20 protein-coding genes are annotated in these 26,817 nt (G+C 60.3%); 15 read left to right on the top strand and 5 right to left on the bottom strand.

Annotated features, from left to right (window positions below; all coding sequences use genetic code 11):
* Window positions 1–36: 36 nt before the first annotated feature.
* From HU755_RS02420 to vasI, 4 genes are all read right to left on the bottom strand, one after another.
* On the bottom strand, window positions 37–1,398 hold the full coding sequence (locus tag HU755_RS02420) for a hypothetical protein (RefSeq protein ID WP_186630467.1): 1,362 nt from the start codon (window positions 1,396–1,398) through the stop codon (window positions 37–39).
* Window positions 1,399–1,469: 71 nt separating this feature from the next.
* Window positions 1,470–5,081, bottom strand: a complete 3,612-nt coding sequence (gene tssM / locus HU755_RS02425) for a type VI secretion system membrane subunit TssM (protein ID WP_186630468.1) — start codon at window positions 5,079–5,081, stop codon at window positions 1,470–1,472.
* A gap of 9 nt (window positions 5,082–5,090) precedes the next feature.
* Window positions 5,091–6,530 (bottom strand): type VI secretion system protein TssA, encoded by a 1,440-nt coding sequence (gene tssA / locus HU755_RS02430; RefSeq protein ID WP_186630469.1) that lies wholly within the window; start codon window positions 6,528–6,530, stop codon window positions 5,091–5,093.
* Window positions 6,518–7,180 carry a type VI secretion system-associated protein VasI gene (gene vasI, locus HU755_RS02435; RefSeq protein WP_238349941.1) on the bottom strand — a complete coding sequence of 221 codons (663 nt, stop codon included), beginning with the start codon at window positions 7,178–7,180 and terminating at the stop codon, window positions 6,518–6,520. Before vasI ends, tssA begins: the two co-directional genes overlap by 13 nt.
* Before the next feature lie 333 nt (window positions 7,181–7,513).
* On the opposite strand from vasI, the gene tssB reads away from it, so the two are divergent.
* From tssB to HU755_RS02505, 14 genes are all read left to right on the top strand, one after another.
* The gene (gene tssB / locus HU755_RS02440; RefSeq protein ID WP_186630470.1) at window positions 7,514–8,017 is read left to right on the top strand and encodes a type VI secretion system contractile sheath small subunit; all 504 of its coding nucleotides are present in this window, start codon (window positions 7,514–7,516) and stop codon (window positions 8,015–8,017) included.
* A 31-nt stretch (window positions 8,018–8,048) separates the two neighbouring features.
* A complete protein-coding gene (tssC, locus tag HU755_RS02445) occupies window positions 8,049–9,527 on the top strand; it encodes a type VI secretion system contractile sheath large subunit (protein ID WP_186630471.1) in 1,479 nt (492 codons plus the stop codon).
* Window positions 9,528–9,941, top strand: a complete 414-nt coding sequence (tssE, locus tag HU755_RS02450) for a type VI secretion system baseplate subunit TssE (RefSeq protein WP_186630472.1) — start codon at window positions 9,528–9,530, stop codon at window positions 9,939–9,941.
* A gap of 7 nt (window positions 9,942–9,948) precedes the next feature.
* The gene (tssF, locus tag HU755_RS02455; protein ID WP_186630473.1) at window positions 9,949–11,715 is read left to right on the top strand and encodes a type VI secretion system baseplate subunit TssF; all 1,767 of its coding nucleotides are present in this window, start codon (window positions 9,949–9,951) and stop codon (window positions 11,713–11,715) included.
* Window positions 11,679–12,701, top strand: a complete 1,023-nt coding sequence (tssG, locus tag HU755_RS02460; RefSeq protein WP_186630474.1) for a type VI secretion system baseplate subunit TssG — start codon at window positions 11,679–11,681, stop codon at window positions 12,699–12,701. Before tssF ends, tssG begins: the two co-directional genes overlap by 37 nt.
* Window positions 12,698–14,047 carry a type VI secretion system lipoprotein TssJ gene (gene tssJ, locus HU755_RS02465; protein WP_186630475.1) on the top strand — a complete coding sequence of 450 codons (1,350 nt, stop codon included), beginning with the start codon at window positions 12,698–12,700 and terminating at the stop codon, window positions 14,045–14,047. Before tssG ends, tssJ begins: the two co-directional genes overlap by 4 nt.
* Window positions 14,048–14,084: 37 nt before the next feature.
* The gene (gene tssK, locus HU755_RS02470) at window positions 14,085–15,431 is read left to right on the top strand and encodes a type VI secretion system baseplate subunit TssK (RefSeq protein ID WP_186630476.1); all 1,347 of its coding nucleotides are present in this window, start codon (window positions 14,085–14,087) and stop codon (window positions 15,429–15,431) included.
* Window positions 15,424–16,269: a type IVB secretion system protein IcmH/DotU gene (gene icmH, locus HU755_RS02475; RefSeq protein ID WP_186630477.1), complete on the top strand. Its 846-nt coding sequence runs from the start codon at window positions 15,424–15,426 to the stop codon at window positions 16,267–16,269. Before tssK ends, icmH begins: the two co-directional genes overlap by 8 nt.
* 105 nt (window positions 16,270–16,374) lie before the next feature.
* On the top strand, window positions 16,375–16,887 hold the full coding sequence (locus tag HU755_RS02480; RefSeq protein ID WP_186630478.1) for an Hcp family type VI secretion system effector: 513 nt from the start codon (window positions 16,375–16,377) through the stop codon (window positions 16,885–16,887).
* A gap of 88 nt (window positions 16,888–16,975) precedes the next feature.
* A complete protein-coding gene (locus HU755_RS02485; RefSeq protein ID WP_186630479.1) occupies window positions 16,976–18,913 on the top strand; it encodes a type VI secretion system Vgr family protein in 1,938 nt (645 codons plus the stop codon).
* A 45-nt stretch (window positions 18,914–18,958) separates the two neighbouring features.
* Complete coding sequence (locus HU755_RS02490; RefSeq protein WP_186630480.1) at window positions 18,959–19,387, top strand: DcrB-related protein; 429 nt, start codon at window positions 18,959–18,961, stop codon at window positions 19,385–19,387.
* A gap of 54 nt (window positions 19,388–19,441) precedes the next feature.
* Window positions 19,442–24,061, top strand: coding sequence for an RHS repeat-associated core domain-containing protein (locus HU755_RS02495; RefSeq protein WP_186630481.1), 4,620 nt, complete (start codon window positions 19,442–19,444; stop codon window positions 24,059–24,061).
* Between the two features lie 7 nt (window positions 24,062–24,068).
* Window positions 24,069–24,362, top strand: a complete 294-nt coding sequence (locus HU755_RS02500; protein WP_186620046.1) for a hypothetical protein — start codon at window positions 24,069–24,071, stop codon at window positions 24,360–24,362.
* A 147-nt stretch (window positions 24,363–24,509) separates the two neighbouring features.
* Window positions 24,510–25,115, top strand: a complete 606-nt coding sequence (locus HU755_RS02505) for a contractile injection system protein, VgrG/Pvc8 family (protein ID WP_346655420.1) — start codon at window positions 24,510–24,512, stop codon at window positions 25,113–25,115.
* Between the two features lie 154 nt (window positions 25,116–25,269).
* Here the strand turns inward: HU755_RS02505 and HU755_RS02510 are convergent, their stop codons facing one another.
* Entirely contained in the window at window positions 25,270–26,163 is an 894-nt protein-coding gene (locus HU755_RS02510; protein WP_186630482.1) for a LysR family transcriptional regulator, read from the bottom strand.
* Window positions 26,164–26,276: 113 nt separating this feature from the next.
* Here HU755_RS02510 and HU755_RS02515 point away from each other — a divergent pair, with 113 nt between their 5' ends.
* A complete protein-coding gene (locus tag HU755_RS02515; protein ID WP_186551345.1) occupies window positions 26,277–26,675 on the top strand; it encodes a RidA family protein in 399 nt (132 codons plus the stop codon).
* Window positions 26,676–26,817 lie beyond the last annotated feature (142 nt).

Below are 26,817 nucleotides of genomic sequence, written 5' to 3' on the forward strand. Positions count from 1 at the left end.
GCGCCGGATATGGCGGGCGAGAACTGCGACGGCGACCTAGCGTTCGGATGTTGGCGGACAAGGGTCGCCCGAACGCTCTCGCTGCAGGAAAACGCCGATTTCCTCTACCGCAAAACCAACGTCATAACCGGCGCGGATCAACTCCGCGAACCGAAGCATCACTGAGGCCTCAGCATCCAGCGCCAACGCATTGACCATCAACTCACGTATCGGCGCGCACAGTTCAGCGTCGACGCCAGATGCACACACCCGCCCGGTGACATGGGCAATGCGGGCGGCCGCCGAGACGCCGCTGGTGTGCTCGTCAATGCCGAATAGCTCACCAAACACCATGCCCAATGTACCCGCCGGTTGCAGCTCCGGTCGGCTCCAGGATCTGAGTTCGAGCGACTCTCGCTTGACCTTCTCCAGGGATCTCCTGATTTTTCCAGGGATCGTCGCGGCGGCTTTCACGCGATTGTAGTAAGGGTGGCTGGCCAGACTGGCAGCGTCTTTGACGACCTTCCAGGCGACGAACCAGAGCTGAGAAATACTGTAGGTTTGCAGGGCTGCGCGCAGGGTACTTTTTACTTCATCCCACTCCTGCTCGGCGAGTTCATGGCCGTACCATTTGCAGTAATCGCCCAAGTAACACATGACATCGGCAATGGCGTAATCAAGCCACAAGCTGAAAATGCCATCCGCATCCGTATAGCTACGCTCCGACAGAGCGCGGATAACCTCGTCGCCGTCCGCAGCAGTAGTGCCAGGCATCAACAAGTAGGCCACCTGGGCGCTGGCCTGCCAGACCTCATCCCCTACCCAGTAATACGTTCCAGGCTTTGCTTTTGAGGGATCCTCAAGCAGCACGCCCGCGTCCACCAAGGTCTTGAGAAAGTCGTCGCGATACCGAGGTGCCAACCCTCGACAATCAGCGAGCGTAAACCCAGCCTGGGTCAGCCTGGGTGTGACCGCCCTGTCCAGGGCCAACAGCAATAGCACTTGCGCGTCCGCCACCGCAGCGTAATCCACCACTCGGCTGGCTTGTTTGCGATGGTGCTCTGCAAGAAACACCTCAAGCTGCGCCGCTTTCGTTTTCTCGGCCTCCCGCGCTAACGCATCCCTTTCCTCCAGGCACCGAGTGCAGAGCGTGGTCGAGCGCAATGGACTTTTCCAGGCTTGGGAGCGGTTGCGAATCTCGACCCATTCATCACATTCAGGGCACATCTGGTTTTCATCAAACGCTCTGCACCGCTGGCGTATGAAGGCCGCCAATGTGACGCCCTGAGGCAGTTGCAGAAACTCACTCAAGGCATTTACTTTTTCAAGAAACTGTCCTGATTCATTCATCGCCCAGTAACGCTGAATCAACTCGATTTCCTTAGGGTCTTCGGTCAGTAGTTCTAGCCTGATTGCCATGCCAACGGTCCTGTTGTCTTCGTTGTGAATTGATCTCGGCACTCGCCGATTTTGTTGCTCGACTGGGCGCCTCAGCGCTGCGCAACACCGTCGGTGGTTCGATGCCGGGGACGCTCCTCCAGCAAAGTCCTGGGCAACACAAACCCTTCAAAACTGCGCTGGGTAATCGGGTTGTTGGCCTTCTCTGCGCCAATGCGATAACGCATCAGCCCCTCGGCGACGGAGAAGGTCAGGTCCACGCTGGTATCGGTACGGCCGTTCAATCGTCCACGGCTAAGCAACCGAAACAACGACCACGGTCCGCGATAGCTGAGGCTGGCGGTGTTGCCGGTGCTGTGCACCAAGGTCAGTTGGCTGCCGTTGGTGTTGCCCAGGCTGTTGGGCCACACCAGCCCGGTGCGTTGTGGAGCGCCGTGTTGGTAGGGGATCAGTTGGCCGTCGACGCTGAGCATGCTGCTCAGGCGGGTGGCGCTCAGGGCGAGGGGTTCGATGGTCAGTTGCACGGCCAGGTGGCCGCGGTGGTTGAAGAAGGTGTCGCGGATGCGCTCGGCTTTTTGCAGTTGGTCGAGCACGTCGCTGCGCACCAGGTAGCCGCCGAGGCTGTCGGAGTACAGGGCGTCGAGGTTGTCTTTGAGGAAAACGTTCAGGTACTGATCGTGGAATTGCTGCAGTCGGCCCTGCGGGCCGAAGAAGGCTTCGAAGTCTTCCAGCGAGGCGTCCTCGCCGCTGGCCTTGAACGGGTAGCGCCCTGCCAGACGGTCGCGGTAGAAGCTGTAGATTTCGCTGTCCCAGCGTTTTTCCAGTTCGCGCAAAGCCGCAATGACTAACACCTGGGAGGTCTGGTCGGCGAGTTTTTTGACGTGCTGGTTCAGCGGTTCGGGCAGGCCCACGGCGACGCGCTGCAGGTTGGCGATGGGGTCGGCACCGTCCAGGGAGAAGCGGTTGAGTACGGTTTTCAGCGCCGCCTTGCCGGGATCGGGGTTGTCGTGCACGGTTTTGGCGTAGTCGTAGACGGCGCTGACCGAGCGCAGGGTTTCTTCGTAATAGGACGGCTGCTCGCCCCGTGCGCTGATCAGCTCTGAGAGACTGGAGAACGCGCGCCGAATCACTGCCGCCTGTTGTTGCCCCTCCGGCAACTTGTCCAGCTTGAGCGGCGCTTGCCCTTCAGCCAAGGGCACGGCCGGGTAGATCACGCTGTTGTCACGCAGGGTTTCCAGCAACCGTCGTAGCGGTGCGGCCGGGCCGGTGACTTGTTCCAGTACCGCCACACCGTGACTGAGGTCATCGAAATCGGTGACCGCAAACTGATTCAGCGCCCGCCGCCAGCTGTCCACGTAGTCGGCGCTGTACAGGGCGCGGACACGTTGGGTCAGCACTTTGCGGTCTTCGTCGGAGTAGTCCAGGCGTTGGCGTTCGCCGAGCACCCACTGGTCGATCATCGCCAGTTCGATGATGCCCTCGGTGCCGGGTTCGAAATAGTCCTTGAAGCCCTTGGCGGTGAGCAGCGGCGGCAACTGCAGGCCGCTGGCTTCTTGATCGGTGTTCAGTGGACGGTAGACGATATCGAACGCGGGGCCGACCTCATTGCGCAGGTCCAGCGGGCGATGCAAACGCTCGAGGGCGTCCTGTTTCAGGCTCATGTAAACCCGTTCGGCCATGGGCAACTCGCGCAATTGCTGTTGCACCTGGGCAATGCGTTCACGGTAGCGCGGCAGGTCTGCATCGGCGTATTTCAGCGCGTAGCCCAGATGCCCCATTAGATCCGCCTGTAACTGACCCTGGCCCGGATAGGCACGCTGCCATTGTCTGGCGACCCATTCTTCGACAATGGCCGGGCGGCGGTTTTGCCGTTCTTCGAGCATGCGGTAGACGCGCAAGGCCGCCAGTTGTCGGTTGCTGCCAGCGGGCGCTGTGTTGACCGCGTCCAGCGCTCCGCTGGCAATCGCCGGCAGGAAGCGTTTCGACAATAGATTGAGATAAGCCTCATCCACCGTAGGACCAATCGCCCTCCCCTGATACAAGCCCATGTCCGAGATCAACGGCCATGCTTGGCGATAGTCGCCGTAGACCAGCACCGCATCACGAATCTGGTCCAGGGGCAGCAACAAGTTGCGCCCGGTGGGGTCGACCTTGGCGTCGATGTCCCGCTCGCTGAACTCCTGGCTTTTGGCCAAGACGTTGGCCGCCTTGTCGCGGTTGATATTGAAGTAAAACTGCCAGGTGCCGATGACCACCAAACAGCCCAAGGAGGCGACGCTGAACCCGGCGAGCAGCAACCGCTGCTTGCTGCGGGCCACCTTGATGTTGTCGCCCGCCAAGCCTGCTTCGGGGTAGATCACGCGCTGGAACAGTTGTTGGGCAAAGTAAATCGCCGTGCCACCGGCGGGTTTGACCTCGGGTGGCGGTGGCGGCAGTTGATAGGCTTGCCCTGCTTCTTTGACGAAGGCGTTGCTCAGGGTGCCTTGCTGCAAGACCGAGGAAAAATACAGCCCACGCACCAGCGCCGGGGTGGTGAAACGATCACTGCCGAGCATTTCGCTGAGGAAGCCGAACAGGACCGGGCGCAAGCCCGCCACCTGATGCATCAGCGCCTGCAAGCGATCACGCTCATCCAATGTGCGCGACTCCCTGGTGCTGTTGAAAACCTGTTCGATCAGGCAATCGACAAAGGTTTGGTATTGGCGCGTCAGTTCCGCCAGCCAGGCATCGAAATCATCCACTGCGTCCAGGCTGAAAGTGAAGCCCAGCAGGTCTTCGCGTCCGCTGCGCGACAAGCGGGCGAAAAACTCTTCGAAGCCTTCCAGCAGGTCGAACTTGCTCAGCGTGACGTATACCGGCAAGCGCGTGCCCAACTGCCGCGTCAGCTCAAACAGCCGGGTGCGCAGCAGGTTGGCGTGGGCCTTGCGTTGTTCGGGACGTTGCGCCAACAAGGCCTGCACATCGATCACCAGCACCACGCCGTTCAATGCTCGGCGGCTGCGGTTTAGCGTCAGCCAGTCGAGCAAGTGTCGCCATAGACGCGAGTGGGTGCCCGCAGGCAATACCGGTTTGACCTTACCCTGCTGCTCGATGTCTTCAGCCGGTGAATCCGAGTGACTGAGGAACTCACCCGGCGGGTCGATCAACACCGCCTCGTCACCGATCCACCAATCCACCGAATAGGCCAGTTGCTCTTCCTGATGCGCCCTCACCCCAGCCTTGGTCACATGAGACAACGCAAAGCTCTGGTTGGAACGCGTGATCAGGCTGGTCTTGCCGGCATTTTCCTCGCCAAGTACCAGGTACCACGGCAGCTGATACAGCGAACGGCGGCGCTCCATATTGTTCAGCAAATTGCCCAGGCTCCGATCCAGGGCCCGTTCCTGCGCCTCGATATAAGGCAGGCAAGGATCGGCCTGCACCGCGGCCTCATGCTGACGTTCAACCTGCAAACGCTGATAACGATTACGCACCCGCCATGCCCAGATCAGCAACGGCACCATCAGCACCACTACGCTGGCCGAGACGCGCATCGCCAACTCGCCCAGAGGCTGGCGCTCACGCCAGGTCCATTGCGGACCCAGCCACCAGATGGCGATCAACAAAAACACCACGCCCAGCAGCACCAATACTGGCACCGCTTGGTTGAACTGACGCAGCACCGGCAGGCCCCAGCGTTTGAGGTAACCCCAGACCATCCCCATAAATCGCTCCTACTCCTTATTAACCGCTTTGATCTGATGACTGTCGTCGATGGATTGCGCCACTTTCCGGTACAACTCCGGCTCCCACCCCTGCGCCGTGGTCTCGCGCATCAACCGTGCAACGCTGGCGTACAGGTCGTCCGCCAGCCACGACAGGCCACGCGAGGCCAGCAAGTCGGCAGCAATCACCGTGGCGTAGCTGCGCTGGCGCGGGGCATCTTGGGTGGCGTGCAGCTCCTGCAGGCGCAGCAGCACCACTTCCACGCCTTCACTGTTGAGCTGACTGGTCAGTTCGTCGCGCAGGCCGGCGTACTCCTGCACCGGGCTGCCGGTGGTTTTCGCCTGGTCGGCGCCGGTTATCCAGGCTTGGGTTTGCGCATCCACGAATGGCGTACCGTCGCTGAAGCACAGTTCCAGCAAGGCCGGAAGACGGCAGACAAACCGCTCGCAGGTCTGGCGAATGGCGGCCGCTACTTCTTCCATCGCCAGCCGCGAGGCGACCTCGGCGGCCAGATAACTGCCGCGTAGCCAGTACGGCGAGGCGCAGACGCTTTTTTCGATGCGCAGCAGCAGGTTCGGCTCAATGGCGCTGTGGTTCAGCGCGTCCTGATAACCGTCGACGATATCCTTGGGCACAGCGGTCAATTCGGTGCGACGGTCGCGGGTAATAAGCGGCGCAGTACGCAAATGCGACCACAGGCCGAAGCGTCGCAGTTGGTAGCCGGTGGGGTCGTAGGGGTCTTGTTGATTGATCTGCTCGGCCATGTTCAACACGGCGCGGCGTTGTTCGCGCTCATTGCTCGGCGCTTGCGGTTTGTGGCTGGTGAAAAAGGCTGACTCCAGCACACTGCTGGAGGTGGTCGCACGGGCGGGCTCAGTGGCAACGACCGGCTCGCTGTATTTGTCCAACTGGCGTTGCAACGCGTCCAGCGGCGCAGGGTCGAGTTTGGCGCTTTCGACACAGCGTTGCAGATTGGCCAGGGCCAGTTCCGCCGCGGCTTGGTAGGCCGGTTCAAAACTGCTGCGCTCCAGGGTCGGCAACACCTGCCCCAGGTCGCCCAACAGGCGCTGCACTTGCTTGCGCTTGTTCAGGTAACCGGTGGGGCCGGGCTTGGGGTGGGCACTGTCCCAATACAGTTCGACCATGCCGGCCAACAAACCCAGGGCATCGGCCCAGCGCGCCCATTGCCGGGTACGCAGCCACACCACTTGCAGGTGCGCGACGACGCGCCAGTGTTTGCACTGGGTCGCCAAGTATTGGCGGGACGCTTCGTCGATATACGGCCAGTCGATGTCGCCTTCACGCAGGCCGCCGAGCTTGACCATCTCCTGGTCGATGCTCTGGTAGGTTTCGTCCTCCACATCGAAATGCCCGGCAGGTTGCTCCGGGTCGATGGGGGTGAGCAGCAACTTGACGGTGTCCGCTGGCACGTCGATTACCAGCGACATACTTGGCGCTCCTGCTCGATCAGCTCACCCAGCCCTTCAGCGTCGAAGACCAGGCCGTGCAACCGCGGATAGTCGCTCTCCAGTCGCAGACGCTGGCCGCCGCCCATGTTGCGCAATAACGAGATGGCCTGCAGGCCGCGTCCGGCGTCGACCACCAGACCGGCGTCGTCCAGCACTTGCCATTGATAGGCCTCGGAGACCGGGTGCTCATCCTTGAACAGCCGGATGCGAATCTTGTTCGGTTTGGCTGGCTCATCCAACACCAGTTGCAGGCGCGAGATTTTCGATTCGCAACTGATGGCCAGGTAAGGCCGAGGTGGGAGCGCGCCCAACGCTGGGGCTGAGATCACCATGCGTTGTTGCTGATCGTTGTCCGGCTCCGGAAATGACGACAACAGAAAACGCTGATCCTCGGGTGGACGCTTGGCCTCATTGCGTTGCACCAGATCGACAATCGGCAGCGCCCGGCCCAAGGCTCGTAGCGGCGAAGGTGGCTGATGAATGGGCGTGCCGACCGCCAGATCAAAGCATTCCAGGCGCTTCAAGGGCGAGACGATGGCAGGGCAATCCTGGGTCGCTGCCTGCGCCTCCATTACCGCCATAACCGTCAAACAGAGCGCCCATGTCCATTCTCGCCATCCGTTGCCCATCAACGCCTCCTGATATGCCTCGTCGAATCCAAACCGGATACTTTTCAACTTTCGAACTAATGTTGCCCAGCCTGAAAGTACTCTTTCACAACTTCTCGAGCGTCACCCGAGTTCAGTTATCAGGCAAGTAAAGACGAACATCGAACCGCTAAAACCCAAATAAAAAGAGACCTCTTTCAGACCCATCCGAAACAGTCGTAGGAAAAATAACCAAAACACCCCGAGCACTTTTCCCTACATCCAAGACCCACGAATCGCGTCCACTTTGTCCTACATGACAAACCTTGCAACAGCTGTTTCTAATACACCGACCTTCCGAAAAGGATTTTTCCCATGTCGAAAACTCATGGATCTGTCGCGCCAAAAGAACGCGTCAACATCAAATACGTCCCGGCCACGGGCGATCAACAGGCTGAAGTTGAGTTACCGCTGAAGTTATTGATCACGGGTGACTTCAAAGGTCACGGCGAACTAACCGCCCTTGAAGATCGGCAATCCGTTCGAATAGACAAAGACACTTTCAACGAAGTACTGACCAAAGCCGAAGTTGCTTTGGACATGGCCGTTCCGTGCGTTTTGAACAACGACCATGACGCCGATTTGAATGTGCAACTTCAATTCAAAAGCATCAATGATTTCGGCCCCGACGCCGTCGCCCGCCAAGTGCCTGAATTGAACAAGTTGCTGGAACTGCGCGAAGCCCTGGTTGCACTCAAGGGCCCCATGGGCAATGTCCCGGCCTTTCGCAAACACCTGCAAAGCCTGCTGACCGATGAAACCGCCCGTCAACGTCTGGCCAGCGAGTTGAATCTGGTGCTCGACGCGCCCAATCACTGATCTGAACGCCCTTCTCAACGGAGTACTCCCCATGCGTAAGGAAAGCGCCGCCGCCCAAGTATTGGTGGCTGACGAACCCCTGTCGTTGCTCGACCAACTGCTGGCCAACACCACCATTCGTCCGTCCCAGGAAGGTTATGCCGTGGCCCGCCAAGGCGTGGCCGCGTTCATCAGCGAAATCCTGCAAAGCGGCGATCACCAGCAGCCGGTCAACAAGCACCGGGTTGACCAGATGATTGCCGAAATCGACCGCGCCTTGGGCAAGCAGATGGACGTGATCCTGCATCAGCCGCAGTTCCAGCAACTGGAATCGGCCTGGCGCGGGCTGAAGCTGCTGGTGGATCGCACGGACTTTCGCGAGAACATCAAGCTGGAAATGCTGCACGTCACCAAAGACGAGCTGCTGGACGACTTCGACAACGCCGGCGACATCACCCGCAGCGGCCTGTACAAGCACGTCTACACCGCCGGCTATGGTCAGTTTGGCGGCGAGCCGGTGGGCGCCATCGTTGGCAACTACACCTTTGGCCCCAGCTCGCCAGACATCAAGTTGCTCAGCTATGTGGCTTCCATCGGCGCCATGTCCCATGCACCGTTTGTCTCGGCTGCGGGTCCCGAATTGTTCAACCTGGAAGGCTTCCAGGGTCTTCCTGACCTCAAGGAGGTCAGCGACATTTTCGAAGGCCCACGCCACACCAAATGGCGCAGCCTGCGCGAATCCGAAGATGCCCGCCACCTGGCCCTGACCCTGCCGCGCTTCTTGCTGCGCCCGCCCTACAGCACCGACGACAATTCAACGCGCAGCTTCGGCTATGACGAAACCGTCGACGGCAACCACGACAACTACCTGTGGGGCAACACCGCTTTCCTGATGGCCACGCGCATCACCGACAGCTTCGCCCGCTACCGCTGGTGCCCGAACATCATCGGCCCGCAATCCGGCGGCGCAGTGGATGACCTGCCGGTGCACCTGTATGAATCCCTCGGCCAATTGCAGGCCAAGATCCCGACTGAAGTGCTGATCTCTGACCGCAAGGAGTTCGAGCTGGCCGAAGCCGGTTTCATCCCGCTGACCATGCGCAAGGACAGTGACAATGCGGCGTTCTTCTCTGCCAACTCGGTACAAAAACCGAAGAACTTTCCCAAGACCCGCGAAGGCCAGGAGGCCCAGACCAACTACAAGCTCGGCACCCAGTTGCCGTACCTGTTTATCGTCAATCGGCTGGCCCACTACATCAAGGTGCTGCAACGCGAGCAGATCGGCAGTTGGAAGGAACGCCAGGACCTGGAGCGCGAGCTGAACGACTGGCTCAAACAATACGTCGCCGACCAGGAAAACCCGTCGTCCGACGTGCGCAGCCGTCGCCCTTTGCGCGCCGCAAAAGTCGTGGTGCAGGACGTGGACGGCAATCCAGGCTGGTACCAGGTATCGCTGGCCGTGCGCCCGCACTTCAAGTACATGGGCGCCAACTTCGAAATCTCACTGGTCGGTCGGCTGGACACCCAGTAAATGGGCGCCAGCCTGTTCGAACGCCTGGAGCCCGACGCACCGCGCTACCGCCCCGGCAGCGCGGATGAACAGGCGCACCAGCGGGTCGCGGCGATCAAACGCCACCTGGAGCGGGTGCTCAACTCACGTCAGGGCTGCTCGCAAAGCAGCCCTGAACTGGGCCTGCGCGATTTCAACGGCGTCACCCAGGCCAGCAGTGATTTGGTGGTTGCCATCAGCGCCGATATCCGGCGTTCGGTGGAAGCGTTTGAACCGCGCATCAGGGTCACGGGCGTGCGCTATCAGCCCGACCCGGACCTGCCGCTGGAGCTGAACTTTCGCCTGGATTGCCAGGTGCGGGTCCACCACAAGGAAGAACAGGTGCAGATCGAGGTGGCCATGCACGGCCGCGACGGCTATACCCGCGTGAGATGAGGATGCAATGGACTTGAAACAACGCTTTGCCGAGGAGCTGCGCTACCTGCGCGAACTCGGTCGCGAGTTTGCCGAGGACAACCCACAGTTGGCGCAGTTTCTGGGCGACGAGGCCGGCGACCCGGACGTGGAGCGATTGCTGGAAGGCTTTGCCTTTCTCACCGCCAAGCTGGGCCTGAAGATCGACGACGATTTGCCGGAGCTGACCCGTCCGCTGCTGCAGATGCTTTGGCCCAATTACCTGCGGCCCCTGCCCAGCGCGACCATCATCCGTTTTACACCGTTGCCGGATGCGATCAGCCAGCGCCAGGTGATCCCCAAAGGCACACCGCTGTTTGCCAAACCGGTGGATGGCATCTCCTGCCAGTTTCGTACCTGCACTGACGTCAACCTGTACCCATTGGCGTTGCAGGACGTCAGCGATGCCCACAGCCGCGAAGCCTCGGTGATGCGCATCGACCTCAAGGTGTTGACCGAGCAACCGCTGACCAGCATGGCCTGCGACCAGCTGGATTTTCATCTGGGTGGAGATAACGCCACTGCACTGACGTTGTACCTGTGGCTCGCCCACTACCTGGACAGCGTCACATTGCATATTGATACGCAAAGCTATCGCCTGTCGGCCAAGGCTATCGGCTTTCCAGGTTTCACACCCGACGAGGCGCTGCTGCCCTACCCGCGCAATGTGTTTGATGGCTACCGGATCCTGCAGGAATATTTTGTGTTCCCGCAGCGTTTTCACTTTTTCAGCCTGACCCAACTGGCGCGCGTCTGGCCGCAGATCAGTGCCACCAGCCTGCGCTTTGAATTTCAGTTCAGCCGGCCCATGCCGCCTGATATCCGCCTGCGCACCAGTGACCTGCACTTGTACTGCGCGCCGGCGGTCAACCTGTTCCGTCACGACGCCAATCCGATTGCGCTGGATGGGCGCAGTCTGGAACGGCGTATCAGCCCCAGCGGCAACAGCCCCGAAGCCTACGAGATTTTCAGCGTCGACAAGGTAGCCAGTTGGGATACCGCCGACAAGGAGCGCAAGGGTGATCCATTGCGGCGCTTTACCCCGTTCGAGTCGTTCCAGCATGAGATCGAACATGCGCGGGGCCGCACGGCACTGTATTTCCGCACGCATATCGAGGAGTCCCACGGGCGTGAGGGCTTGCGCCATCGCATCGCCTTCGTGCGTGGCGACGAGAGCCTGTACATCGGCGAACGTGAAGCAGCCTCGATTGAGCTGACCTGCACCAACCGCGACCTACCGCAGTTGCTGGGGGTGGGTGATGTGTCGCTGTCCACCGAAATCACGCCGTCGTTTGCCACCTACACCAACCTGATTGCGCCGACCCGAAGCTACCGGCCGGTGCTGGATGCCAGCCTGCACTGGACGCTGATTTCCAACCTGTCGCTGAACTACCTGTCGTTGCTGTCGGCTGAGCCGCTCAAGGCGGTAATCCGCGCCTATGACTTCGCCGCCCTGCACGACCTGCAACAGGCCCGCGCTACCCGCAAACGCCTCAACGGTATCCAGAATGCAGTGACCACCCCCATCGACTGGCTGATGAAGGGCCAGCCGGTGCGCGGCGTACAAACCCGTTTGCAACTGAACCAGAACGCCTTTCTCTGCGAAGGCGAGCTGTACCTGTTCGCCAGTGTGCTTTCGCACTTCTTCGCGCTGTACGCGAGCATCAATTCCTTCCATCGCCTGGAAGTGATCAATACCACCAACAACGAGTGCTATGAATGGCCACTGTTGACCGGCAGACAACCCGTGATCTAGCCGATGTGCTGCTGGCCGACGCGCGGAACTATTCGTTTCACCGTCTGCTGGAGCATTTGCACGCCTTGCATGGCGACGACCTGGAAGCACGTCCCTTGAGTGCGGCGACGCGTCGGCGCGTGCGCCTGCAAAGCCATGCGGGGCTGGGATTTCCAGCCTCCGACGTGGTCGAGGCGGCACGCATTGAGGAGGACCGCGAAGAGGTGCGCTATCGCTTGCAGACCAGTTTCTTTGGCCTGCACGGTACCGACTCGCCACTGCCCGGTTATTACCTGGACCGCCTGGCCTACGAGCAGGCCCAGGAGCGCGGGATTCGTCCAGCGTTCATGGATTTTTTCAACCATCGCTTGCTGACCCTGCTGCACACCAGCTGGCGCAAGTACCGCTACTACATTCGCTTTCAGGCCGAGGCCAGCGACCGCTTTTCGCGCTACGTATTTTCCATGGTCGGGCTGAACGACAACGACCTGCGCGGTGCGACGCCCCTACCGTGGGGCCGATTGCTGAGCTTTGCCGGCTTGATCGCCAGTCGAAGCCGATCACCTTCGATAGTGTCCGGCATCGTCGAGTACAGCTTTGATCTGCACGGCGTTTACATCCGTGAGTTCGAGGTGCGCTCGGTAAATTTGCCGCAGCGTCAACGCCTGGCGCTGGGCAAAGCCAACGGCACCCTGGGCAGCGACTTTGTTGTGGGTGACCGCAGCAAGACCCGCGCCAGCAAGTTCACCCTGGTGATTCCCAACCTGACCCAGGCGCGCTTTCGGCAGTTTTTGCCCAGCGGCGATCAGTTCGGGCGATTGCGCCAGTTGATGGATTTTCTCCTGCGCGATGCCACCGCCTACGACCTGGAACTGGGGCTGCGCGAAGAAGACGTCCCGCCGTTCAACCTGCAACGCGCCAGCGGCACCCATTTGGGCTGGACCAGTTTTATCAACCACCCGCAACAACGCCATCCCGCCGTGGTGCGGATTCGGGGGCGCGCATGAAGCTGACCCTGGTTATCAACAATCCTGCGCAGTTGCTGCACGGGTATTTGCCCCTTCACCGGTTTGGCCGACAGGGCGGTAGCATCGGCAGTGCTACAGCGGATTGGCGCCTGGAGGACCGCCAGAACGGTGTATGGCCCAACCACTGTGATATTCGCGTCGTTGAAGGGCGCTTTTGCGTGATCGACCGCAGCGGCCGTACCTACGCCAATGACCATGACTTGCCGTTGGGACGCAACATTGCGGTGAGCCTCAACGATGGTGATCGGTTGCAGATTGGTGCGTACCAGGTCGCGGTGCAGTTGGGTGGGCATGCCCCAGGGCAGCGTTCGCTCGACGAGCTGCTCGGCGACCACCCTGAGGGTATGCACGTGTGGCATCAGGAAGATGCGCCGAGCAGGCCACCGGCGAATGGGCGACCTGCCATGTGCGCAGAATTCGAGCGCCTTTGTCGGCCCGTGGATTTCGCCGAGCAAGGCGACCCGCTGCGGGCGATGCATGAAGCACTGCCGCCCGAACCTTTGCCTGACAGTTGCGTGACCACGCCCAAGCGCAGCGTCAGTCGGTTCAGCAGCCTGCGCCTGGGCACCCTGTTGCTGGCCTGCATGGCTCTGGGCGGCTGCACCATGCTCGGCAAGATCGGCCAGGTTATCTGGACCCCATCGATCCCGGTCGGCGGCCCCGACGATCAGCCCAGCCGCTATTCCCTGAGCCTGTACGCCAGCGACAACGTCAACCCGCGCCTGATCAGCACCGGCACGGCACCGGATGAAGGCGAGAGCCAGTCGCCTTACACCCTGAACGTGCAGGCCGCCAGCCCGCAGGCGCTGACGGACAAAGTGCAAACCCTGCTCGGTCATCTGTACGAAAGCGTGCCGGCCCAGTCGCCCTTGAGTCTGGAACCAGAGCCCGTCGTGCCGATGTCGCCGCTGGAAGACACGCTGTTGGGTGATTACGACGCCGAAGGCGTGAGCCTGACCACGCCGTGGGGCGATCCGGCCATGCAGCACATCGCCACGCCGATCGCCTTCAAGGTGTTGCAACTGACCGACGACTCGCTGCTGGTCAACGCCAGTCCGCAAGCGATAACCGAGGACCTGAAAGACACCCTCGGCAGCACCTATGTCCGCGCCGACGATTACCTGCTTCAGCCCGGCCAGTTCAAGTTCATCGACCTGCGCGCCCTGGACGACGACACCCGCTTTATCGCGGTGATCGCCCATTACCACAACAGCGATGTCGGCCAGTGGAAACAGCGTTTGCGCGTCGAGCCAAAGGGCCGCCAATACGCCGTGCTGGTGCATCTGAACGCCGATCAGGTCGAGCTTAAAGGAGAAACCCGATGACGCCTTTTCCAGCCGTTTTTGCCCAGAGTAATTACCGATGAGTTCACGCAACCCCGTCATCTGGCATGAAGGTTTGTTCGTCAAACCCCAGCACTTCCAGCAACAGGCCCGCGCCGCCGAAGCCGCCGTGCACCAGCGCCTGCACAGCCTCAACGACGCGCTCTATGGCTTCAGCGAAATGACGTTGAACGACGAATACCTGAGCTTCGGCAAAATCGCCATTACCCGGGCACGCGGGATCATGCCCGATGGCAGTGTCTTCGACATTCCCCACGACCTGGCGCCGCCCTCCCCGCTGGAGATCGCTGACAGCAGCGCGGTCGGCCAGATCGTCTACCTGGCCCTGCCGCTGCGCTCCAACGGTGCCCTCGAGGTGCGCTGGCCCGACCAGTACGGCAACAGCCGCTACATCGCCCGCCGCGAGGAAATCCGCGACACCCACAGCGATGACGGCGATCAGGTCGGCATACACCTGGCCGTGCCCAATTTGCAACTGATGCTCGAACGCAGCGACCGCAGCGCTTTTACCGGCATTGCCCTGGGCAAAATCAAGGACAAACGCCCGGACGGCAGCCTGGTCATGGACGAGCACTTCTACCCCACCAGCCTGTCCCTGCAAGCGGTACCGGCGCTGCACCGCTACCTGGGCGAAGCGGCCGGACTGATGCGCGAGCGGGCCAAAAACCTGGCCCAGCGGATCGGTTCGCCGGGACAGTCGGGGGTGGCTGACGTCACCGACTTCAACCTGCTGCAAACCCTTAACCGCTTGTTCCCGTTGTTCCAGCACCTGGCCCGCCAGCATCAGGTCCACCCGGAGCGGCTGTACATCGCCCTGGCCCAGGCCTGCGGTGAACTGGTGACCTTTACCGACGAAGGCCACCTGCCGCAGGAATACCCGGCCTACCAGCACGACAACCTGCGCGAATCCTTCCAGATGCTGGAACACACCCTGCGCCGCGCCCTCGGCACCGTGCTGCAACCGCGTGCGGTGTCGCTGCCGATCATCGAGCAGCAGTACGGCGTGCGCAGCGCCGCCTTGAACGACAAACGCCTGCTGGACAACGCCGAATTCATTCTGGCAGTGCGCGCCGAACTGCCCGCCGAGACCCTGCGTCAGCAACTGCCCAAGCAGATCAAGATCACCTCTACCGAAGGGCTGGAGCAACTGGTCAGCCTGCAACTGCCGGGCATCCCATTGCGGCCGCTGCCGGTGGCGCCGCGGCACCTGCCCTTCCATGCCGGATTCAGCTATTTCGAGCTCGACCGGCATCACCCCGCTTGGCAAAGCCTGAGCAGTGGCAGCGGGTTCGGTTTTCATATTGCCGGTGAATTCCCGGAACTGGAGTTGCAGTTCTGGGCGATCAGGAGTGAGAGAGATGAGTAAAGCAACGCCCACCGAAACCCCACCACCTGCGGGCAACAATCAGCTGTTGGGTTATTTGCAACAGGCGACCGGCAGCAAAGAACCGGACTCTGTTAAGGAGCAGACCAAGCCAAAGCCGCCCGTGCTGCTCGCCGACCCTGAATTCGACTTGCGCGGCGTGGCCTGGAACCCGCTGTGCGATGCCGCCACGCCCTTGATCGGCCTGGTCATCCGCCTGCGCCGTTTGGACCAGCACGATGACGTACCTGCGCTGTACCTGAGTGTCAGCAACCAGATCACCACGATCATGGAGGAAGTCAGCCAGCTCGATTACGACGCCGGCATGCTCAAGGCCTACTCCTACAGCCTGTGCCTACTGGTGGACGAGGTGGTCATGCGCACCACCTGGGGCAAGCTCTCCAGCTGGAGTGCACGCTCGTTGCTCAGCCAGTTCCACGGGGAAACCCAAGGCGGTGAAAAGTTCTTTACCGTGATGAACAACATGATTCCCGAAGCGGCCCGGTACCAGCATGTGCTGGAGTTCATGTACCAGTGCCTGATCTCCGGTCTTAAAGGGAAATACGGCGTCCATATCAACGGCGATGACGAAATACAGAAAATCATCGACCAACTGCACGGCCTGTTACGTCCCTTGCGCGGCGAAACACCCAAGCGCCTGACCGACCCGCTGAAAAACGTCGCGCCGCGCAACTACCGGATCAAACGCGCCTGGCCATTGTGGACGCCCTGGGCTATGGCCGCCGTCGTGCTGACGGTGGCCTACACGATTTACTCCATCCGCCTGAACACCATCACCCAGCAAGTGCTGGTGTCGCTGGAGCGGGTGCTGCACCTGTAACCGATTTTCAGCGCGCTCATCCCGAGCGCCTGCAAAGCCATGGCCGTGTCGGCCATAACCCGCGACCTACAAGGGTCGTTACTTGATCGCGACAAGGAGTTTGTCATGCCAACACCCGCGTACATCAGCATCCACGGCAAAAACCAAGGGCATATCACCAAGGGCGCGTTCACCGCTGACTCGGTGGGCAACGTTTATGTGGAAGGTCACGAAGACGAAATCCTCGCCCAGGAAATCGACCACGCAATCGGTACCCCCACCGATCCACAGAGCGGTCAGCCATCCGGACAACGGGTGCACAAGCCGCTGACGTTCACCAGCGCCTTGAGCAAAGCCTCGCCGCTGCTCTATCAGGCCCTGGCCACCGGGGAAATGCTGCCGACCGTTGAGGTCAAGTGGTTCCGCACCTCGACCGATGGCAAACAGGAGCACTTCTTCACCACCAAACTGGAAGACGCCACCGTCGTCGACATCCACACCGTGCTGCCCCACGCCCAGAACAGCGAAAACCAAAACTACAGCCAACTGATCAAGACCAGCCTGGCGTATCGCAAGGTCAGCTGGAGCCATGTCGTGGCCGGGACCGAAGCGTCCGACGACTGGCGCAAACCGGCTTAATCGCCAACCGGCACGTTCCGCCGCGCAGGCGGCGGAATGTTCAGTCCCCACTGATCAACTGCCCCCTCACTCACCACAAGGAGGTCTCATGCCCCGTCAAAGCGACCTGCGTTACACCTTCGAACCGCTGCGGGGCGATCCCTTCGAAGTGGTCTCGTTTACCCTTGAAGAAGGACTCTCCCAGCCCTTCAAACTCGAACTGGAGCTGGTCAGTCACCACCCGGCCATCGACTTCTACCGCATGCTCGACCTGGCCGCAGTATTCACCATTTGGCGCGATGACACTCCAGTGCGCTACGTCCACGGCTTGGTCAGTCTGTTCCAACAGGGCGACACCGGCTTTCGCCGCACCCGCTATACCGCCGTGGTCGAACCGACCCTGAAGCGTTTCGACCTGCGTTCCAATTGGCGGATCTTCCAGAGCCAAACGGTGCCAGACATCATCACCAGCATGCTGGCCGAGCAGAAACTGACCGACATCCGCAGCGAAATCTGCTTCGAACACCAACCCCGCGAATACTGCGTCCAGGCCGGCGAAACCGACCTCGACTTCATCGCTCGCCTCGCTGCCGAGGAAGGCCTGCTCTACACCTTCGAACACCGTGCCGACGGCCACACCCTCGTTCTCACCGACCGCGTCGGTGGCCTCGGCACCATCGGCACCCACACCGATTGCCCGGTGATCTACCAGGCCATGGGTGGCGGCGACTCCAAGGAACCGGCGTTGACCCGCTTCCACTACACCGAACAAGTGCGCACCGCGCGCCAGGTACAGCGCGACTACACCTTCACCCACCCTCGCTACAACCAGCAGCACACCGCCACTGGCGACCAGGACCTGAACAACCAGCACAAGGACTACGAGCGCTACGACTATCCCGGCCGCTACAAGCGCGATATCGCCGGCAAGCTCTTTACCAAGACCCGCCTGGCAGCCCTGCGCAACGACGCCAAATTGGCCCATGTGGAAGGCGACGATGAACGTCTGCAACCGGGGTTGGCGTTCGACCTCAACGATCATCCGCGAGAGGATTTCAATGATCGCTGGCGCACCATCGCCATCAGACACGAAGGGAAACAGCACACCAGTCTGCAGGAAGAATCCTTTGGTAGCGGCCTCGGTACCTCTTACTCGTTGAAAGCCAGTGCCATCCGCTGGACCTCGGACTGGAAGGCGCCGATGCGCGACAAACCCTGCATCGACGGCCCGCAGATCGCCACGGTGGTTGGGCCTCCCGGTGAGGAGATTTATTGCGATGAATGGGGCCGGGTCAAGGTGCAGTTTCCGTGGGATCGCTCGGACAAAAACAACGACCACAGCTCCTGCTGGATCCGCGTCACGCAAGGCTGGGCCGGGGCGACCTGGGGTTCGATGGCGATCCCGCGTGTGGGTCAAGAATTAGTGATCAGCCACCTGGACGGAGATCCTGACCAGCCGATCGCCACTGGGGCCGCCTACAGGCAGACCAACCTGCCGCCCTACGAGCTGCCCAAACACAAGACGCGGATGACCATCAAGAGCCGAACCCATAAGGGCGAAGGTTTCAATGAGCTGCGCTTTGAGGATGAGCTGGGCCAGGAGGAGGTGTTTATCCATGCCCAGAAAGATCAGAACACTGTGGTCAAGAACAACCAGACCCAATCGATTGGCGCGGACCGAAGCAGCCAGGTCGGCCAGGACGAAACCATCACCGTTGGCCGCACCCGCATGCGGGTGGTGAAGACCAATGACACGCTGAAAGTAGGTGGCAACAAACGTGACTCCGTCGCCGACGAATATACCGTCGAAGTGGGTAACGCGTTACGCCTGAAATGCGGCAAGACGGTGATCGAGCTGCATGCCAACGGCACCCTGAATATCACCTGCGAGAACTTCAATATCACCGGATTGCAGTCCGGCCAGATCAACTCTCCTGACGGCATGCTGGATCTCAACGTGGAAGGCGGCACTGCTGCCGTTTCCGCTGACGGGCGAGCTGCCAGCGCGCTCCAAGACCAAGCGAACAGCCACTTCCAGCAGGACTGAGACTCCGATTACTCACCTGCATTTCCCCAAACAAGGAACACCTGAATGGCCAGATACCTGACTCAGGATCTCAACGTCGAACTCGGCGATGAGATGCCCGATGACACCACACTGAACATGCTCCAGTTTCGCGAGCGGCAAACCACCTTGGTCATCGCCCGTAGCGCGCTACCAGAAAACCAGACCCTGGATGACGCCTACACGTTTCAACTGGACCTGCTGCACAAGCGGCTCACCGCGTTGACCTGCACTGACCCCGTGACCGTTTTTATTGGGAAAGACAAGCAAGTCGAAAGTCGTGAAGCAGCACTCCAGTTCACGCACGGAAATCAGCCTATGTATCAGCTTCAGTTGGCCTGCCAACTGCCTGGGCAACAACGCCTGTTGGTTCTGAACTACAGCAAACACAGCGCGCTTACCGAAGCAGATATCAGCCATTGGCGCGCGATCAAAGACAGCTTGCTCTTTTCCTAATCAGGCCACTCAACCCATTTGCATACACGCCCGTTCAGCAAGGAGCACACACCAATGGCGCAGAACGTCCATGCCGCCAGGGAAGGCGACGCGATCCTTCACCCACCACTCGCTGCCGAGCTGATGAGTGCATTGGCAGAAGCGGTTGTCTACGCCGCCGCGACTGCTCTCGTTGCAGCGGCTATCGCCGGCACCGTTGTCGCGGTTGTGGGTACGGGCGGTGCGGCGGCAGTGCTTGTCCCTGTGATTGCTGGAGCACTGGTAGGCGGTGCCAGCATGATTCCCATAGGCGACAAGAGCATTGGTGAAGCCATCACCGACGGCTGTGATTCTCTCGCCAACAGCGTGTTCCCGGCAGAGCCATTCGGCAAGATTGAAAGCGGCTCGCAGAATACCCGCGTCAACGGAAAGGCCGCTGCTCGGGCCGCAGGGCGCAGCACAGGAGGCAGCGCTGCGGACGCCTCCGAAGAAGAGACGGAACCGTCATTTCTGGAAAATATCGGGGCAATGGCGATGTCCGCCGCGCCCATGCTCTTACCTGTGCTCGGGCTGGGCATGGCGATCTACGACATCTTCAACCCTCCTGTCACAACTCCAGCAGCCCCAGGAACGGCGCCAGCAGAACAGGATAGGGTCACTTGCGAGCGCCATCCTCCCATGCCCGATACCTACATCGCGCAAGGGTCCAGCAAGGTGTTCATCAACGGGCAGCCTGCCGCCCGAGCCGGCGACAAGACCACGTGCGATGCAACCATCGACAGCGATGCCAATGTGTCTCCCAACGTGCGCATAGGTGGCGAGCCACTGACCGTGCGGGATATCCGCAATGGCAAAAGCAAGATTGCGCAATTTACCGGCATGGTGGCCGGCATGCTGATCTCCCGCAAAATCAGGCTTCGGCCACGCCCGAAAGGCAGCCCCAAACCGCAGCCACGCATCCGTCCGTGCAAAGGCAGCCCGGTGATTGTTTCAACCGGGAGCAAGGTGCTGGGCGGCCCCGAGGATCACGACTTCACCTTACCGGGCCTGCTCCCCATCGAATGGGCCAGAGGTTACGACAGCAACGACCTGCGCCTCGACGGCCTGTTCGGCATGGGCTGGAGCGTGCCCTACGAAGTGGAAATTTTGCGCGTGCCCCACCCCGAGGGCGGCGAGTTGTGGATCTATGTCGACGAGGAAGGCACCCGCCTGGAACTGGGTCGGCTAAAGGCAAGCGATGCCTTTGTCAGCGTGCTCGATGGGTTGGCGTTTTTTCAACTGGAAGACGGGCAGACCGTGGTCGAGGACATCTACACCGGTCTCTACCAAGTCTTCCAGACCGACCCGCACAACCCGAAACGCTCACGCCTGACCAGGCTGGGCGATCGTAACCTGAATACGTTGCGGCTTCTCTACGACCAAACAGGCCGACTGCACTACGTGTGCGACGATTTGAGCCAAACCACCGTTCGACTGAGCTATGACACGCAGCACCCGAAGCGGGTCAGCCAAGTAGAACGACTCTACATCAAGCTTGGCAATGATCCCCGGATCGAACACACCGAAGTGCTTGCCAGCTATCGCTATACCCAACGCGGCCAGCTGCAGGACGTACTCGATGCCACCGGCCAGATTTTGCGTCGTTTCACCTACACGGCGCAAGGCTACCTCGATAGCCACACCTTACCCAGCGGCGCGACTCGGCAGTATCAATGGAAACGCTTCGAAGTTTCCGCGCAACGTCCTCAATCAGTCCGCTCAGATGGCAGCCTCTGCAACTTCCCTCCGCTGCTGGAGCCTCAGCCTGACCATGAGTGGCGCGTCATCCGCCATTGGGGCAGCGATGGCGAGGACTATCGCTTCGAGTACTACCTGGAAAACGGCGAAACCCGAGTCACCGACAGCCTCGGTCGCCAGGACCATTACTACTGGGGGCCCTTCTATGAGATCTACAAACACATCGACCCCATGGGCCATTGCTGGCAGGAAGACGTACTCAGCGGCCAACTGCTCAAGAGCATCGACCCGCAAGGCGGCGAATGGCAATACGGCTATGACGAACTCGGCCGCCTGATCGAGACCCGCGACCCACTTGGCCGCTGCGAACGGATCCGCTACACCCGCCACTGGGCCTTGCCACTGAGCATCACCGATGGCGCCGGGCGCACCCAACATTTCGGCTACGACGGCCAGGGCAATCTGCTGTGGGAGCAAGACCCTCTCGGTCGAAAGACCCAGTACCGTTACGACAGCCAAGGCCAAGTCCAATGCATCACCGACCCTTTAGACAAACACAAGTACCTGCGCTGGAACGCCCACGGGCAATTGCTCAACTACCGTGATTGCTCCAACAACGAGACCCACTACCGCTATGATCGGCGGGGTCTGCTTAGCGAAACCATTAACGCCCGTGGCGAGCATACCCACTATCGGTATGACGCTCGCGGCTACCTGATCGAAAGCCAGCGCCCGGACGGGCGCATCGACCGCTACGACATCGACCCCGCCGGCCAACTGACCGCCTATACCGACCCGGCTCAGCGTATCACTCGCCTGCGTTATGACCGCAGTGGTCGTCTGATCAAGCGGGTTGACGCCCTCGGCCACAGTGTCGAGTTTAGCTACGACGCCTATGGCCGCCTGCTGCACCTGAGCAATGAAAACAATGAACGCTACCGCTTCGAGTGGGATGCGCTAGACCGCCTGCTGGCCCAGCAGGACCTGGACGGCAGTGGGCGCATTTACCAGTACAACCCGTTGGGTGATCTCACCGGTATCCGCCATATCCCTGCGCCGAGTGCCGAACCTGATCTGGATGGCAAGGACAGCGCCGAACCGCACATGCTACTGGTGCACCACTTCGAGCGCGACGCCTTGGGACGGTTGGTCCGCAAACGCACCGACGACGGGGTCACCGAGTATGCCTACGATAACGCCGACAACCTGCTGGCGATCAGGTTTACCGATAACCAAGGTGACCGGCAGCGGCTCGATTACACCTACGACGACCTCGGCCAATTGCTCAGCGAGACTAACAGCGCCGGCCTGCTGCAATACCAGTATGACGAACTGGGCAATCTTGAAACCCTGACCCTGCCCGATCAGCGTCAGCTCAACCACCTGTATTACGGCAGCGGCCATCTGCATCAGCTCAACCTCAATGGCCGGGTGATCAGCGATTTCGAGCGCGACTCACTGCACGAGGAGGTGCTGCGCACCCAAGGCGCCCTGCACACCCGCATCCGTTACGACCGCAATGGCCGCCTCAGTCAGAAAGCCCTGCACTACCAGCAGGTGGCCCGCGAGGTGCTGCCGCTGTTGCAGAAGGACTACCAGTACGACGCTGGCGACAACTTGGTGGCCGAGATACTCACGCAGACGCAGCGCCCAGGCGGTAAGCGCCCGCCCACGGCAGCCAATGACGACAACCTGATTGGTCGCTTCCAGAACCAATCATCGACCGGCAAGAGCTATCAAGGCAGCGCCCAATATGGCTACAACCCCGTCGAACAGATCCAAAGCATGCACCGCGGCAGCCCCGCATCGCTGGGCCAGCACATCGAGAGTCTCAACTACGACGCGGCCGGCAACCTGTTCGATGGCTACCGGGTCAACGGCCTGATCAAGCACAACCGGGTGCATGTGTATCAGGACAAACGCTATCGCTATGACCGCTTCGGGCGGCTGAGCGAAAAGCGCAGTGGCAACTGCCGTATTCAGCGTTTCGAGTACGATGCCGAACACCGACTGATCGAGGTACATCAACAGAACGGCGCCCTGAGCCAACGCGTGGTGTTTGGCTACGATCCACTGGGCCGGCGCATCAGCAAGCAGGTGTACAACGACGACGCCAGCGAGCCGAGCAACCGCACGCTGTTCCACTGGCAAGGGTTGCGACTGCTGGAAGAGGTGCAGGACAGCAGGCCCAGCCTGTACGTGTATGCCGATCCGGACAGCTATGAACCCCTGGCCCGCCTCGACGGCAAGCCCGGTAGCGAGGCGATCTTCTACTTCCACACCAACCTGGCCGGGCAGCCGGAACAGCTCACCGACACCGCCGGCAACACGGTGTGGCACAGCGAGTACCAGGCCTGGGGCAAGGCGCGGGACGAATGGCATGATCAGCAGCCAGGGCGTGAACAGAACTTGCGTTTTCAAGGCCAGTACCTTGACCGCGAAACCGGGCTGCACTACAACACCTTCAGGTTTTTTGATCCGGATGTGGGACGGTTTACCCAGCCGGATCCGATTGGGTTAATGGGTGGGATCAATCTCTATCAGTACGCGCCGAACGCGATTGGGTGGATAGATCCATTAGGGCTTACAACAGGAACTACAGAAGGCGGCATGTCTAGAACAACGCCAACTTGGAGAGATCGGTACGGCCCTGCGTCCATGAGAGATCACCATTTGATCCCTCAGGCGATGATGAAAGACGAAGCCTTCTTAGCTCAGATGAAAAAGGCTGGAATACTAGATCCAGAGAACTATATTCACCGACAGATTTCACGAATCCCCAATGCCCAGCACTCCAACATTCATAAATCCGGCTGGAATCAACAATGGAAAAATTGGTTCACCGAAAACCCAGACTTTAAGAAGTCCGATCTACAAAGAAATATAAAAAACATGATGAGGCAGTACAACATCCCCAAATCATCAAGAACCTTCGCCAAAAAATATGGATGCAAATGAAATCAATATGAAAACCGAACTCGAATTTCAGAAGGCGCTTTTGTTACTAGACCGTGGAGACGTGGAGAGGGGCCGCCAAAAACTGGAAGATGTCATCTCCCAGGCAAACGATACCAATGACACAGTGACACTAATTCAATCATTGGTATGCCTTGGTGAGTTACTAATTGAGCTGGGTTCACCTGAAGAGGCGATCCGCACTTTAAATAGAGCTCTAACGTTCCAGAATGACGATGAAGCGTTAACTTATGAAATTGATCGAGCAACCGAGCTACTGTCTAGAGCTTCCAAAAAGCCATGATAAAATCACTCACAGACCATTTCAAACCTTCACTCTGCCGATCTGCGCTAACTCAACAACCTGATGAGCTACGGCAGCGGCCACCTGCATCATCTCAACCTCAACGGCAGGGGTAACCAACGATTTCGAGCGCTACTGCACGACGAAGTGCTGCATACCCAAGGCAGCCTGCCCCCCCACCCGCAGCGGTCGTCTCAGTCAGAAAGCCCTGCACTACCGCAACGCCACCCGCGAAGCGCTGCCGCTGTTATAGAAAGACTACCAGTACGACGCCAGCGACAATCTGGTGGCCGCTACGTCCATGGCCTGGTCAGCCTGTTCCAGCGGGGCGACACCGCCTTTCGCCGCACCCGTTACACCGCCGTGGTCGAGCCGACCCTGAAGCGTTTCGATCTACGCTCCAACTGGCGCATCTTCCAGGCCCAGACCGTGCCCGACATCATCACCAACGTGCTCGCCGGACAAAAGCTCACCGACATCCGTAGCGAAATTTGCTTCGAGCACCAACCCCGCGAATACTGTGTGCAGGCCGGCGAAACCGACCTCTACTTCATCGCCCGCCTCGCCGCCGAGGAAGGCCTGCTCTACACCTTCGAACACCGTGCCGACGGCCACACGCTGATCCTGAGCGACCGCGTCGGCGGACTGGGCACCATCAGCATCCACACCGATTGCCCGGTGATCTACCAGGCCATGGGTGGCGGCGACTCGGGGGCTCGATGGCCATCCCGCGTGTGGGTCAGCAATTGGTGATCAGCTATTTAGACAGGGATCCCGACCAGCCGCTGGCGACAGGCAGCGCATACAGACAGACCAACCTGCCGCCCTACCAACTGCCCAAACACAAGACGCGGATGACCATCAAGAGTCGCACTGGTCTTTGCCTTCCCCTCGCCCTACCACCCTCTTACGCCATCAACTCCACCACCCAATCAATAAACACCCGCAACTTGAGGCTGACATGCCGGTTCGGCGGGTAGGCGATGTAAAGGGGCATCGGTTCAAGCTGCCAGTCTTCGAACAGCGGCAGCAGTTCTCCGTTTGCCACAGGCGCGTCAGACATGTACGTGGGCAACCACAGCACGCCCAACCCGGCGAGGCCCGCCGCGAGGTAGGCGTTGCCGTCGTCGACCGCGAGCACGTGGCGGCCTTTGATTTGCAGATGTTCATGGCCGTTGTGCAAGGCATAGGGCAAGGGTTTGCCGGTGCGAGCCCAGAGGAAAGCGACGACACGGTGATGGGAGTCTTCCAGTTCCAGCGGATGCGCCGGCGTGCCCTCGCGAGCCAGATACGCTGGCGCGGCAAACACGCCCAATGGCAGATCAGCGACCTTGCGCGCCATCAACGATTGGTCGAGCAGTTCGCCACCGCGTACCACGCAATCGACGTTTTCATCAATGATGTCGACGATGCGGTCGCTGACGCCCATGTCGATCTGGATATCCGGGTAGCGCGCATGAAACGCTGGCAAGGCCGGCACCAGAATCAGCCGCGCGAACGGACTCGGTACGTCGACCCGCAAGCGCCCCCGCGGCAGTGCTGCAGCGCCGGGCAGGCTGGTTTCGGCGTCGTCCAGGTCGGCCAGCAGCTTGATCACCCGCTCGTAATACGCCGCACCGTCGGCGGTAACGTTGACTTTGCGCGTGGTGCGATTGAGCAATCGCACCCGCAAGCGCGCCTCCAGTTGCTGCACCAGTTGGGTGACGGTGGTCTTGCTCATGTGTAAGGTCTCGGCGGCCTTGGTGAAACTGCCCGCCTCGACCACCCGGGCAAAGGCCTGCATCGCATCGAACCGGTCCATTCGCACCCCTCGATTGTTCGGCAATTACAAACAGTGAACGCCAAGCTTGCGCGTTTATCGCCCGCCTGCAAATACCTACAGTCGGCCCATCAACCCAATGATGGAGTCATCCAATGAACAAGCGCGACGTTGTATTCCCACCTGCCCGCCATGCTCTTTACGAGCGTCACCGCTATTCGCCGGCGATTCGTTCCAACGGCTTTCTGTTTGTCTCCGGACAAGTCGGCAGTCGCGAGGACGGTTCACCCGAGGCAGATCTGCGTGATCAGGTGCGCACGGCTTTTAATAACCTCAATGCAATTCTCGCTGAGGCTGGTTGCAGCTTCGATGATGCAGTGGATGTCACGGTGTTCATGGTCGATCCGCATTCGACGTTCGAAACGATCTGGAGTGTGGTGCCGGAGTTCTGGGGCGAAGCACCGTTTCCGACTGTCACCGCTGTCGGCGTGACCTGGCTGGCGGGTTTCGATTTTGAAATCAAGGTGATTGCGAAACTGCCCGAAGCGGCCTGACCGGTACAGCACATAAACAGACACAACGCGCCGGCACGGAGGCTGGCCAATCTCCTCGCGAATGCGTATAACCTCGCCGTTTCGTCTACCCTGACGTGGCGCGCCGTTAACTACCGGTGGCCCTTCGAATGTTGACGCTTAC

It is taken from the genome of Pseudomonas sp. SWRI111 (assembly GCF_014268555.1).
GTDB lineage: Bacteria > Pseudomonadota > Gammaproteobacteria > Pseudomonadales > Pseudomonadaceae > Aquipseudomonas > Aquipseudomonas hamedanensis.

Coding starts and splice junctions, on each gene's coding strand:
- vasI (WP_238349941.1), bottom strand. CDS start 7,180: ATGGGCAACGGATGGCGAGAATGGACATGGGCGCTCTGTTTGACGGTT.
- tssF (WP_186630473.1), top strand. CDS start 9,949: ATGGACTTGAAACAACGCTTTGCCGAGGAGCTGCGCTACCTGCGCGAA.
- tssA (WP_186630469.1), bottom strand. CDS start 6,530: ATGTCGCTGGTAATCGACGTGCCAGCGGACACCGTCAAGTTGCTGCTC.
- HU755_RS02515 (WP_186551345.1), top strand. CDS start 26,277: ATGAACAAGCGCGACGTTGTATTCCCACCTGCCCGCCATGCTCTTTAC.
- HU755_RS02510 (WP_186630482.1), bottom strand. CDS start 26,163: ATGGACCGGTTCGATGCGATGCAGGCCTTTGCCCGGGTGGTCGAGGCG.
- tssC (WP_186630471.1), top strand. CDS start 8,049: ATGCGTAAGGAAAGCGCCGCCGCCCAAGTATTGGTGGCTGACGAACCC.
- HU755_RS02485 (WP_186630479.1), top strand. CDS start 16,976: ATGCCCCGTCAAAGCGACCTGCGTTACACCTTCGAACCGCTGCGGGGC.
- tssM (WP_186630468.1), bottom strand. CDS start 5,081: ATGGGGATGGTCTGGGGTTACCTCAAACGCTGGGGCCTGCCGGTGCTG.
- HU755_RS02500 (WP_186620046.1), top strand. CDS start 24,069: ATGAAAACCGAACTCGAATTTCAGAAGGCGCTTTTGTTACTAGACCGT.
- HU755_RS02420 (WP_186630467.1), bottom strand. CDS start 1,398: ATGGCAATCAGGCTAGAACTACTGACCGAAGACCCTAAGGAAATCGAG.
- tssB (WP_186630470.1), top strand. CDS start 7,514: ATGTCGAAAACTCATGGATCTGTCGCGCCAAAAGAACGCGTCAACATC.
- tssG (WP_186630474.1), top strand. CDS start 11,679: ATGGCCACTGTTGACCGGCAGACAACCCGTGATCTAGCCGATGTGCTG.
- tssJ (WP_186630475.1), top strand. CDS start 12,698: ATGAAGCTGACCCTGGTTATCAACAATCCTGCGCAGTTGCTGCACGGG.
- icmH (WP_186630477.1), top strand. CDS start 15,424: ATGAGTAAAGCAACGCCCACCGAAACCCCACCACCTGCGGGCAACAAT.
- HU755_RS02480 (WP_186630478.1), top strand. CDS start 16,375: ATGCCAACACCCGCGTACATCAGCATCCACGGCAAAAACCAAGGGCAT.
- HU755_RS02495 (WP_186630481.1), top strand. CDS start 19,442: ATGGCGCAGAACGTCCATGCCGCCAGGGAAGGCGACGCGATCCTTCAC.
- tssK (WP_186630476.1), top strand. CDS start 14,085: ATGAGTTCACGCAACCCCGTCATCTGGCATGAAGGTTTGTTCGTCAAA.
- HU755_RS02490 (WP_186630480.1), top strand. CDS start 18,959: ATGGCCAGATACCTGACTCAGGATCTCAACGTCGAACTCGGCGATGAG.
- tssE (WP_186630472.1), top strand. CDS start 9,528: ATGGGCGCCAGCCTGTTCGAACGCCTGGAGCCCGACGCACCGCGCTAC.